A 12,456-nucleotide genomic window follows, 5' to 3' on the forward strand; every position below is an offset into this window, starting at 1 on the left:
TATTAATTGGGTTATATCGATGAAATGCAATAATTTCAATTCTCAATAGTTATTGCTGTACATATAATTTTATGCGATATATTTTAATACTTTTTTGCGGTTTATTATGCTCTTCTAGCATTCTTGCTCAAAATCCACTAATTACAAAAGATAGTCTTGCTCAGAAAGCTTGGGTTGATAGCCAGTATTCTCAAATGACATTAGATGAGAAATTGGGACAATTATTTATGGTAAGTGTTGCATCAAATCAAAGTAAACAGGCAACAGACAACCTTAAAAGTTTAATCGTCAAAGAAAATTTAGGAGGCGTGATCTTTTCTAAGGGTGGTCCGGTTAGACAGGCTCAACTGACTAATGATTATCAATCGGTATCAAAAATTCCCCTGTTAATAGGAATGGACGCTGAATGGGGTCTTTCAATGCGGTTAGATTCCACTTATGCCTTTCCTTGGAATATGACTTTAGGTGCTATACAAGATAGTGTTGTAGTTGAGAAAGTAGGCTATCAAATTGGCAAACATGCTAAAAGACTTGGAGTACACATTAATTTTGCGCCAGATTTAGATATAAATACCAATCCTAATAACCCTATTATTGGTAATCGTTCGTTTGGGGAGGATAGAGATAATGTCGTAGAAAAAGGGGTTGCATTTGTAAAAGGAATGGAACGAGCTGGTGTTTTAGCGAATGGAAAGCATTTTCCCGGGCATGGAGATACCGAAGTAGATTCTCATCATAATTTACCGGTTATTCCTTTTTCTAGAAAACGATTAGATAGTTTAGAATTATATCCATTTAAAAAACTCATACGTTCTGGAATAAGTAGTATAATGGTTGCACATTTAGAAGTGCCAGCGCTCGAAATGCAAAAAGAACTACCGTCTTCAATTTCCGAACAAATAATTTCTGGACTATTAAAAGAAGAGTTAGGTTATAAAGGTTTAATTTTTACCGATGCTTTGAACATGAAAGGAGTGTCAACAAAAGGTAAGGAAGGCAGTGTAGAACTTGCTGCTTTTATGGCCGGTAATGATATGCTTTTAATGCCCGAGAACATTGTCAATGCTAAAGAAAAGCTAACCAAGGCTTACGAAAAAGGAAGGTTAAGTGAGCAACGGTTGGCATATTCAGTTAAGAAAATATTACTGGCAAAATATAAGGCGGGATTAAACAATTATAAGCCAATTGCAATTAAAAATTTATATGAAGATTTAAATAGTATTGAAGACGATATTATTTATGAGGAGGCTATTGAGAATGCCATAACAATAGTAAAGAATGATTTAGACCTATTAGCTATTAAGAACTTAGATAATAAGAAAATAGCTTATGTTAAGTTCGGTGATGAATCCAATGAGGCCTTCGTGAACGGACTCAAAAAATATACAAATGTAACTGTAGTAGAAGCTGATGACATTAACACCTTAAAAATTAAATTAAAGGAATATAATTTAGTAATTGTCGGCCATCATAAAAGTAATGAAAGTCCTTGGAAATCGTATAAATTTACATCGAAGGAGCTTAATTGGTTACAGGATATTGGCAATGAAAGAACCTCTAATCTTATTCTTTGCGTTTTTGCAAAACCTTATGCATTAGCTGATATTAAATCTTTTGAGAATATAAATGCTGTTGTAATGGCATACCAAAATAGTGCTATTGCGCAAGAGAAAACTGCAGAAGTTCTTTTTGGGGCAGTTGGTGCAACTGGGAAACTACCTGTAAGTGCACATTCTGATTTTCCTGTGAATACCGGACAAAAAACATTGTCATTGAGTAGATTAGGTTACAGTATCCCAGAACGTGTAGGACTAAGCACAAAAGGATTGGCGAAAATTGACCGAATGGTAACTGGTGGGCTCGATAGCTTAATGTTTCCCGGGGCTCAAATATTAGTAGCAAGAAAAGGAAAGGTCGTTTATCAAAAAGGTTTTGGTAAACCTACTTATGACTCCAAAGTGAAAATTACTAACGATTATATCTATGATTTGGCATCGTTAACTAAAATTCTAGCGACATTACCCATGGTTATGAAGATGGAAGAAGAAGGTGCTATTGGTTTAAATAATACTTTTGAAGAGTTAGTTCCCAACTATTCCAATACTGAAATTAAAAATGTAACGGTACTAAAAGCTTTATCACATTATGGACGTTTACCGGCATGGATACCTTTTTATATTAGTACGCTTGACGAGAATAAAAAACCGTCCGGGGAGTTTTATCGAAATACTAAGCTTCCTGGATTTTCAACTAAGGTATATGATAATTTATATCTGGCAGATGCCTATCAAGACTCCATTTATAATAGAATAGGCAGACAAGATTTAAAATCAAACCGATATCGCTATAGTGACGTTCCTTATTATGTAATGAAGAAAGTTATTGAAGATAATTACAAGCTAAAATTAGATGTATTAAGCAATAATTTTCTTTATAGTAGATTAGGGGCTAACCATACTGCGTATAACCCGTTAGAAAAGTTCGATAAAAGCATGATTGTTCCTTCTGAGGAAGATGATTATTATAGATATGGTACCGTGCAAGGGTATGTCCATGATATGGGTGCTGCAATGCAAGCTGGTGTAGGTGGTCATGCCGGTCTTTTTAGTAATTCCAATGACATTGCCAAGATTATGCAAATGTATTTACAAGAGGGTTATTATGGGGGCACAAAATTTTTCGATTCAAGAACGGTTAAGAAATTCAACACCTGTTATTTTTGTGAAAACAATGTTAGGAGAGGAGTGGGCTTTGATAAGCCTCAATTAGAACACAGTGGCCCTACATGCGGTTGTGTATCTAGGAAAAGCTTTGGGCATAGTGGTTTTACAGGTACCTATACTTGGGCCGACCCTGAAGAAGAAATAGTATATGTGTTTTTATCGAACAGAACATATCCTTCTGCATCAAACACACTTTTAGTTAAATCTGGGTTAAGAACAAGAATTCAACAGGTTATTTACGACTCTATTTTGAATTAAAAAGGTAGTTTTGCATTAATGAAAATAGCAATAGTATGTTATCCTACCTTCGGTGGTAGTGGAGTTGTCGCAACGGAATTAGGGATTGCATTGGCCAATAGAGGTCATGAAATTCATTTTATTACGTACAAACAGCCCGTACGCCTTGAACTTTTAAGTAATAAAATATTCTTTCACGAAGTTCATGTACCAGAGTATCCCCTTTTCCATTATCAACCCTATGAACTGGCTTTGTCTAGTAAACTGGTAGATACTATAAAGCTGCATAAAATAGACCTATTGCACGTGCATTATGCTATACCGCATGCATATGCGGGCTATATGGCAAAAAAAATGTTAGAAGAAGAAGGTATTTATGTGCCTATGATTACAACATTACATGGAACTGATATTACTCTAGTAGGTAAGCATCCCTTTTATAAGCCTGCAGTAACCTTCAGTATAAATCAATCTGATGTAGTAACTTCTGTATCTGAAAGTTTAAAAAGAGGCACGTTAGATACTTTTGATATAAAGGGTGAAATTGAAGTAATCCCTAATTTTATCGATGCAAAAAAATATAGTACCTCTTTTACTGATTGCCAACGTTCTAACATGGCAAATGAAGAAGAGCGTATTGTTACCCATATAAGTAACTTTAGAAAAGTTAAGCGAATACCTGATGTTATTAAAGTATTTAGTAAAATTCAACTTGAAATACCTTCTAAGCTTATAATGGTAGGTGAAGGGCCTGAAAAGGAAGGAGCTGAACGCTTGTGCGAGGAATTAGGTATTGCAAAAAAGGTGATATTTCTAGGTAATAGTAATGAAATTGATAAGATTCTTTGTTTTTCAGATTTATTTCTATTGCCATCGGAAACAGAGAGTTTTGGCCTTGCAGCATTAGAGGCTATGATAAATAAAGTTCCTGTAATATCCAGTAATGCCGGTGGTATTCCAGAAGTAAACACAGAAGGAGTCAGTGGCTTTCTTAGTAATGTGGGCGATCTTAATGATATGGCTGCTAAAGCAATTTCTATTTTAAAAGATGACGAAGTACTTGAAAGGTTTAAACTAAATGCTTTAAACGAAGCCAAACGTTTTGACATACAGAAGGTTGTGCCTCTTTATGAGGAAGTTTATGAAAGAGCTTTTAAGGCTCGTTTTAAGAATAATTAGACATTCATTTATTTGTGCTCTTTTTTTATAATTCAATTGTATTCAAGTAATAGTGTCTTTACAAACGAATTTCAGAATTCTGATAGTTTCAAGGTAGAAAATATATTGAATTAAAATTATAGCGGTCATTTTGAAGAATAATATTTTCTTAGTAAAAATCAAGATGAGCTAATTACCTATTACGTAAGGGTTAATAGAACCAAAAAGCCAGGTTTAAAACCTCTTGTAATTGAATTTACTCGATAATCGAGAATTAAAAGCTCCGAAGCTTGCCTCGAAATGAAAATATTTATTCCTATAACTGCCTTATGGGCTTGCCATGAGGTTGTTTACTAAAAGCATTTTATTGGTTTAGTGATGAAAAAATAATAAGCTTTGCAGAACTGCAGATTAAAGAGAATGTAAACACTTTAATTTTTCATAAGCTTAAACCTAGGACAAAGTAAGGGCATATATTTGTATTGAATCCATTTAGCATTTACAAACTTCGATTAAGCTCAAAATCCACATGAATTCAATAGTATTTTATCGATTATTAGATTACTTATAACTATCAATCGATTTTAATTGCTTTATGTGGAAATTGTTTGTTAACTGCTTGAATTACAATTAATTTTACTTTTTATAACCCAAATTTATTATTATGAGAACTATTAAATATTTTAGTTTTTTACTGCTATTTCTTGCGGCCAATATTTCCAAAGCCCAAGAAGAACTACAAATTACGGCAAAGGATAGTATTGTTCAAAGTTCATGGATTGTTGGTGTAGGTTTTAATGCCGTAGATGATTCAGGAAATGTTTTTGACGGTTTATTCGATGTCGGTGATGAATGGAATATTGTTCCTTTCCCTTCACGCGTGAGCATTGGAAGGTATTTTAAAAATGGTCTTGGTTTAGAAGCTATAGGTACGTACAATAAATATAAGGACGGTAAAATCATAGACGATGAGGTTATTTTTGAAGATATTCCTTACTATGCTTTTGATGCACGGTTAACATATGATTTAAATCAGATAATTGGTCAAACTGGTTGGTTTGATCCTTATATTGGTATTGGCGCTGGGTATACTGATGCCAATAATAGAGGAAGAGGTACATATAATGCCGTGGTAGGATTTAGAACTTGGTTTTCAGATAGATGGGGGCTCGATTTTAATTCTACCGGAAAATGGGCAATGAAATCAGAGGTTGGTGTAACAAATCATATACAACACGCAGCAGGTGTGGTTTATCAGTTTGGCATAGAGAAAGGACTTTCTAAAAGAGGAGAGGAGAAGCTTGAATTAATGGCGGCCATCGCAAAAGAAAAACAGCGACAAACTGATTCAATTAATGAAGTTAATAGGTTAAGGGACGAGGCTTTACTAGCGGAAAGACTTGAGAAACAGAAAAGAGAAGATGCTTTAGCGGCAGCAGAAAAAGCAAAATTAGATGAACTTAATAATAAAAGGAATAGTATTAAATCGAGAATAGAAGAGCTAGGTTATGTTTATTTTGATTTAAATTCATCTGTTGTAAATAGAAAGTCTAAAGACGTTTTAGACGATTTAGCTGAAGTATTAGGAGAAATACCAACCTTAAAATTAAAAATTACGTCGCATACTGATTCTAGGGGAACTTCTATGTATAATGATTGGTTATCTCAACGAAGGGTTGAAAAGACTAAAGCTTATTTATTGTCAATTGGTGTTAGAGAAGATAAATTGTTGACCGAAGCATATGGTGAACGTAAGTTACTAAATGAGTGTAATGATGGTACTTATTGCCCTGAAGAAAAACATGCGGTCAATAGACGTTCCGAGTTTGTTATAATAGAGTTTTAACTTAGAAAATAAAATATATAAAAGCCCGGTAGAATTAATTCTATCGGGCTTTTTATATATATCTAAATAAAGTTGTACAATTTACTCGAGTTAACGCTAAGTTATTTGTAGTCAAATGCTTTTACTTCATAAAGAAATTGACAATGATATTCAGTAAATAATAGTTTTATGTACCTACGCTAAAAGTGAATATTGGAGAAATAGATTCGTTACCAACGCTATCCTTGGTTACAATTTTCCAATAATAGGTTTTGCCATTTTCTACAGGTATATCGTTCAATCTTGTTGTTTCTATATCAGTACCGTAAAGCTCGGGGTCTTTAGCCTCACTAAAGTACACATCATACCCAACAATATCATCGTCTAAATCTTCTGAATTCCAAATGAGGTTAACGGTAGTGCTGGTTTGTGAAATAGAAGCACCAGATATTGGTGAAATCGCGGTTGCCGGATATGGAATAGTTGATTCAATACCAGGACCGGCATTGTAGAAATTCCAAATTTCACTGCTACTATTAAAACTCCCTGTTACGTACCATGAATATACAATGCCTCTATTAAGCGTTATTGCCAATTCTGTAGTTTCACTTTCAAATAATTCTGTTTGCCCAGTTGATATATTTGTTAAATGAACAAAATAGGGGTTATTGTTATTTTCATCTTTCCATTCAAAAATTAATTCACTTTGAGTTTCTGAAATAATAATACCTTCAGTGCACTCTGAGTTATTTTCAGGAAAAGTAAGGGTTATATTGATGTTTTTTTGCGCGTATTCCAAAAGATCTGCATCAACCCCGCAAGATTGGATGAATAGCACTATTGTAATTAAAAACCCTACTTTTCTCATTGTTTAATAAGTTTAAAGGATTTATTAATTATATCATTCTTTAATCTTAAAAAGTAAATACCGGTGGTTAAACCACTTGTGTTTATTTCAATAATGTTTTGTTCTACTTGATAAGTGTTTGTATGTATTAAAAGTCCGGCTTCTGTAAAAATAGCAATTTCTACGAAGTCTGAGGTGATTGATTTAATATCTACAAAAACACTTTCATTAACAGGATTTGGGTATACTAAAAAGGCGTTATCTATAAGAATAGTTTCTTCGAATTTACCTAGACATAACTGATCTGAAACTACACTTACATTATTAACGTCATCATATAGCGGTACTACTAATTCATTACTGTTAGTTTGTATACTCTTACCATTGATTTCAACAGTATATTCTTTTGCCCCTTGCATTTTTAGCGTTATACTATTTGTTAAAGAGTCGAAATTTAATTGAACATCTAATGGAGAAGGTTCATTTATTACAATTTTAGAGCAATTTTCATAACTAGGGAAATCAACCGAAGTAATACAAAGATCATATATTCCGTTTTCTAAGTCTGAAATATTCAATGCTTCAGAAAATGGATATGAATTATTGGTGTTTGGACCAGTAAGTGTTGCCAAAAAGTTGTCTATAGTAATAGATTCAACCAATATTGCACCATTGTTATTTGTAATACAAGTTGTTCCCGTAGCGGTTATTTGAAATTGGTTTGCGGGAAAAATACTTGTAATAGAGCAACCATTTTCATCTACCGTTTCACCACTCGGTGTATTTGGGCATTGGTCATTATTATTTAATACACCATCATTATCATCATCTGAAGTCGATGTAATGGCACAACCAGTGGAATCTACCACAGCTCCTGCAAGAGAATTTGGACATGAATCTATATCATTTGAAATGCCATCATTGTCATCATCTAATTGTGAATCGGCACATCCATTAGAATTCACTGTCGTACCGTTTGGTGTATTAGGGCATAAATCTAAAGAATTAGTTATGCCATCATCATCATCATCTTGGTTTATAGTTGTAGCTACAGTTAATACAAAATTTTCTGTGCAACCTTGAGCTGTTGTAAAAGTATAAGTTCCTGATTGTGATGGAGTAATATTTTCTATTAGATAATCATTGTTTACAATAGTACCTCCTGGAAGAGTAATAGTAAATGACACAGTGTTTGGTAAAATGCTTAATGTTAGGTTATTACCTTCCGTTACAGTTAAACTATTATTACCACTATCCCAAGTTCCATTTATAGCATATTCGGGAACTATACTATCTTCAGTACAAAAAGCTTCTGCCCAGATAGCAATGTTTTGGGTATTTATATTACCGGCAATGCTAAAATTTCCACCAACAATGAGTTCACTATTGTTTTTTGTAAATTTTAAAGTATTTACACGTGTGTTAACCCCTACGGTAGTATTTGGGCCCAAAGCCTGCCATCCTTGTGCATCGCTCCATCTGGCTAAATTGTTTACTATTTTATCAATTGTACCATTGTCACTAGCTGTTTCGAAAGTACCACCAACATATATGAAAGTACCATCTGTAGTAATTGCATTTACATTTCCGCTAAGACCTGTTCCTAAACTTTCCCAAGTTGAATTACTTAAATTGTATCTCGCTATTCTATTAACTGTTTGGTTTCCGGCAATTGCAAAATTTCCACCCACATATAAATAATTACCAATAGATTCAATCGCCTGCACAAAACCACTTGTTCCTGACCCTAAGGCTGACCAGTTTAAGCCATTCCATCTGGCTATTCTAGAGGTAGATATACCACCCGCAGTATCAAAATTACCACCGACATACATATTATTATTTTGGTCAAATGCAATAGATCTTATTTCGTTATTGGTGCCAGATATTCCAGTGGAATTGTCGGTAAGTGGACTCCAGTTATTATTTTCCCATTTTGAAATATTGTTCACGTCTACACCTCCAGCGGTAGTATAAACTCCTCCTACATATAATACCTCATTTGCGTCAAAAATAATTTTTAAAATAGGACCATTAGTTCCCGTTGAAAGTGATGACCATGCCGTGCCATCCCATTTGGCTATATTATTTGCATTTATTCCTCCTATAGAAGTGAAATCACCACCTACGTAAAGGGAGCCGTCTGCACTTACTACAGTTGAATATATAGGGCCATTTACGTCACTGGTTAATGTTTGCCATTCATTTTCTGAGTTGAGTAATGCTAAATTTGAAACATTTTGATTACCGGCTGTACTAAATATACCCCCAATATATTTGTTCTCTTCAGTTGTTTCAGAGATTGTTTCTACAATACCGTTAGTTCCTGTAGATATGGATTTCCATTCACCAACTCCATTAATAGGTGTTGTAACCGGTCCTGTACTGGTTTCTGTTAGCTTATAGAGTTTTACATTTGTACCGTAATCGGAAAAATATAATTCACCAGCTTCATCCTCTCCAAAAGAAGAAATGAACTGACCATTGGTTTTAAAAAGTAATTCATTTGAGGTGCTACCGTTAGACGGGTTGTAATCTAATGCCCAAACCCGACCGGATACATAGTCGCCATATATATATTTATCCTTAAGGACATCATTAGTTAAAGAACCTTTGTATACATAGCCGCCGGTAATGGAAACATCTGATGCACTATGGTCATAAAAAAATATAGGTTTTATATCTGGGTTGGTAGCAAGAGTGGTTTCTCGCCCATAACTAGGTTCCGAATTTGCTTCAAACCTATTCCAACCATAATTACCTCCTCTGGTAATTATATTGATTTCCTCATATGAATTTTGACCAACATCTGACCCCCATAAGATACCTGCAGAATCAAAAGAAAATTTCCACGTATTTCTTATCCCCCAGGCGTACAATTCATCTAAACCACTTTGCCCAACTCTAGGATTGTTTGAAGGTATTTCATAATTTCCATTTGGCAAATCGGGATTTGTTTCAACTGGGTTATTACCATCTAAATCAATATCTATACGAAGTATACTACCAAAGACAGTATTTAAATTTTGACCATTGCCCTGTGGGTCGCCTCCGCCACCGCCATCGCCTACAGAAACATAAAGGTAGCCGTCTGGCCCAAATGCGATTTTGCCGCCGTTGTGGTTTGAGTCTGATTGATTTTTAGTGAATTGTGCTATAATTGTTCTAGAAGATGTATTTAAAGTATTGGGATTACTGCTGTCTACTTGATACCTAGCAATATTTATTCTATAATTACTTGGTTGGTCTATGTAATAAACATAAACGTAACCATTGGAGGAATAGTTAGGATGAAAAGCCAGACCTAATAATCCAATTTCTTGGCCAGCACTATATGCCACGTTTGCTGATATATCTAAAAAAGTACTTAGTTCACCCGAGGTAACATTAGATTTATTTGGAAATACTTTTATTAAACCTGTCTGTTCTACAACAAATAGTCGATTGCTACCATCTGTACTTCCTTGAATCTCTACAGGGAAATTGAAAGATAAATTTGTAAACGTTTCTTCAAATGAAACTTGTGCATTTGCTTTAAAACTTAAAAGCAAAACAAAAATCAATAGAAATTTCAATAAACTTTTATTCATCAAGCTTAATTGGGGGTTGATTTATATACGGCACATTTTGCTTTCTGGATTTTTAAGTAAATATTTAATTCAAAAAGGGGATGCAATTTATCATATAAAATCTAGAATGCCCAATTGTTACATCATTTCATTTCCAATTAATTGTTTTTAATTATTTATAGGTTTTTACCAATTATACTAAAGTAGGGGTATTCTTAATCTTAAATTTAATAGCTAAATAAATAATAGAAACAAATCCTACAGGTATAATTAATAATAAAATATTGTTATGCCCCTTGGTAATAGCAAAATAGGCAAATACATTAAACAACATCTGAATTATAAAATAACCAGTAGAAATAGTTAGGTGGTTTATTTTTAAATCGTTTGCTAAAACTTGATATAAATGTCTTTTATGAGGTTTAAATAAGTTTTCTTTTCTAAATAATCTTTCAATAATGGTTAAACCCCCATCTATAAGATACATAGAAAGTGCCAAAAATATTAAGGGATTATTAGTTTTGATATAGAACGAGATTACAAAATATATTATGGCTAGCCCAATTGTAATGCTACCAATGTCACCTGCAAAACATTTAGGCTTATTTCTATAATTAAATACACCAAATACGAGTGTAGCTATTATTAAAATTATTAGCAAATTATTATCCGTGAACTCTAAATAATAGCTGTTTAGTGCCAGTAATATGGCGAAAGTAGCCAAGGTGTTTAGAAAGGTTAAGCCATTAATGCCATCCATAAAATTATAGATGTTTAAAAAACCTATAGCAACTATATAATAAATAGGAATAACAAAAATGGAGTATATACTAAACACATTTAATGTATAGAATATTAAAGTAAATGCAAGTATGTGAACTAGTATTCTAATTTTAGATGACAGACTAACCAAATCATCTATGAAACTTATTATGGCTACTAAACTTATAGAGACGATTAAATAACTGTAAGGCGGCACTAATTGATTAAACCATAGTCCATAAATTATAAAAGCTAAGAATATTATAATTCCTCCACCTCTAATGGTAGGAGTGGTATGTGAACTTCTACTATTTGGATTATCTATAATATTATATTTTTTTGCCACCTTTAAGTAAATGATTTCTACAACGAAAAGTAATATCGCTAGAATTATGTAAGTGGTAATATTCATAGTAAATTATTGTTTATAGCCTAGTTTAGCCAAAGTTCTTTATTTATTAATACTTGTCTTGGTTTCCAACCAGTTAATTTAACTTTAGAATCGTTAAACGTTAAGCTTTGGGTTATTTTATTAAGTTTATTACTATTTATAGGGGAAATTTTGCCCATTAAATCGCCAATGAGTGCAACTGGTTTAATAATAAAATAACTTAAAGATGGCACTCTTTTAATTTTATAATGATCTGCTATTACCTTAGAGAGTTCTTTAAAAGAAGGGTCGTAGCCATCGGTTAAGTGATAAGTGCCAGGGTGATTTAGTAAAGTCTGGATAGCTATTGCTATATCTTCCGCTAAAACCATAGATTTTTTTGCATCGCCTTTTCCTATATTAAAATAGAAACCTTTCTTAATTCCATTTATCATGTTAATAAGATTTCCTTTTGGATTATGGCCAATAACTAAGGGAAGCCTTAAGATTGTGGTAGAGACTTTATTTTCACTTGACCATTTTAATACAACTTCTTCGGCCATTTTTTTGCTAATACCATACGGAGTATTAGCGTTTAAAGGATTATCCTCTTTAATATCTATGCCATAATCTAGTCCGTAAACGGCTACTGTACTTATAAAAACAAAATTTTTAGGCGGTTTTACAAGGCTTTTAATTAGGTTTTTAGTGCCTTCTAGATTTACATCAAAAAACATTTTTTCCTCGTCCCTATTCTTAGGCACCATATGGGCTTTACCTGCTGCATGAATGACCAAATCGTAATAGGTGTTTATAGAGCTATTAAAATCTGCTAAGTTGGCAACAATGGTATTCTCTTTAGAACGGCCAATTGAATCTACCTTATGGCCTAATTCTTCAAAATATTTTTGAATTATTGAGCCTAAAAAACCAGATGCGCCACTTAGTAATATATTCATATTGCT

The 12,456-nt window shown here is 33.3% G+C and carries 7 protein-coding genes; 3 read left to right on the forward strand and 4 right to left on the reverse strand.

The features are described 5' to 3' along the window. Positions 1-71 precede the first annotated feature (71 nt). The 3 genes from BTR34_RS14720 to BTR34_RS14730 all read left to right on the forward strand — a co-directional run bounded on the left by BTR34_RS14720 (position 72) and on the right by BTR34_RS14730 (position 5,964). The gene (locus BTR34_RS14720; RefSeq protein WP_068482508.1) at positions 72-2,981 is read left to right on the forward strand and encodes a glycoside hydrolase family 3 N-terminal domain-containing protein; all 2,910 of its coding nucleotides are present in this window, start codon (positions 72-74) and stop codon (positions 2,979-2,981) included. Positions 2,982-2,999: 18 nt separating this feature from the next. Continuing rightward, positions 3,000-4,139: an N-acetyl-alpha-D-glucosaminyl L-malate synthase BshA gene (gene bshA, locus BTR34_RS14725; RefSeq protein ID WP_068482505.1), complete on the forward strand. Its 1,140-nt coding sequence runs from the start codon at positions 3,000-3,002 to the stop codon at positions 4,137-4,139. A gap of 643 nt (positions 4,140-4,782) precedes the next feature. Then, positions 4,783-5,964 carry an OmpA family protein gene (locus tag BTR34_RS14730; protein WP_068482503.1) on the forward strand — a complete coding sequence of 394 codons (1,182 nt, stop codon included), beginning with the start codon at positions 4,783-4,785 and terminating at the stop codon, positions 5,962-5,964. Between the two features lie 166 nt (positions 5,965-6,130). Here BTR34_RS14730 and BTR34_RS14735 read toward each other — a convergent pair whose 3' ends face one another. From BTR34_RS14735 to BTR34_RS14750, 4 genes are all read right to left on the reverse strand, one after another. Then, positions 6,131-6,811 carry a fibronectin type III domain-containing protein gene (locus BTR34_RS14735; RefSeq protein WP_068482501.1) on the reverse strand — a complete coding sequence of 227 codons (681 nt, stop codon included), beginning with the start codon at positions 6,809-6,811 and terminating at the stop codon, positions 6,131-6,133. Then, positions 6,808-10,380: a PQQ-dependent sugar dehydrogenase gene (locus tag BTR34_RS14740; protein ID WP_068482497.1), complete on the reverse strand. Its 3,573-nt coding sequence runs from the start codon at positions 10,378-10,380 to the stop codon at positions 6,808-6,810. The genes BTR34_RS14735 and BTR34_RS14740 overlap by 4 nt, the downstream gene beginning before the upstream one ends. A gap of 172 nt (positions 10,381-10,552) precedes the next feature. Then, positions 10,553-11,533, reverse strand: coding sequence for an MraY family glycosyltransferase (locus BTR34_RS14745; RefSeq protein WP_068482494.1), 981 nt, complete (start codon positions 11,531-11,533; stop codon positions 10,553-10,555). Positions 11,534-11,553: 20 nt separating this feature from the next. Further along, the gene (locus BTR34_RS14750; protein ID WP_068482491.1) at positions 11,554-12,450 is read right to left on the reverse strand and encodes an NAD-dependent epimerase/dehydratase family protein; all 897 of its coding nucleotides are present in this window, start codon (positions 12,448-12,450) and stop codon (positions 11,554-11,556) included. Between the last annotated feature and the right edge of the window lie 6 nt (positions 12,451-12,456).

It is taken from the genome of Maribacter hydrothermalis (assembly GCF_001913155.1).
Taxonomy (GTDB): Bacteria; Bacteroidota; Bacteroidia; order Flavobacteriales; family Flavobacteriaceae; genus Maribacter; species Maribacter hydrothermalis.

What these genes read in the sequence shown, in the direction of transcription:
- BTR34_RS14720 (WP_068482508.1), top strand. Translation starts at nt 72, where the DNA reads ATGCGATATATTTTAATACTTTTTTGCGGTTTATTATGCTCTTCTAGC.
- bshA (WP_068482505.1), top strand. Translation starts at nt 3,000, where the DNA reads ATGAAAATAGCAATAGTATGTTATCCTACCTTCGGTGGTAGTGGAGTT.
- BTR34_RS14730 (WP_068482503.1), top strand. Translation starts at nt 4,783, where the DNA reads ATGAGAACTATTAAATATTTTAGTTTTTTACTGCTATTTCTTGCGGCC.
- BTR34_RS14735 (WP_068482501.1), bottom strand. Translation starts at nt 6,811, where the DNA reads ATGAGAAAAGTAGGGTTTTTAATTACAATAGTGCTATTCATCCAATCT.
- BTR34_RS14740 (WP_068482497.1), bottom strand. Translation starts at nt 10,380, where the DNA reads ATGAATAAAAGTTTATTGAAATTTCTATTGATTTTTGTTTTGCTTTTA.
- BTR34_RS14745 (WP_068482494.1), bottom strand. Translation starts at nt 11,533, where the DNA reads ATGAATATTACCACTTACATAATTCTAGCGATATTACTTTTCGTTGTA.
- BTR34_RS14750 (WP_068482491.1), bottom strand. Translation starts at nt 12,450, where the DNA reads ATGAATATATTACTAAGTGGCGCATCTGGTTTTTTAGGCTCAATAATT.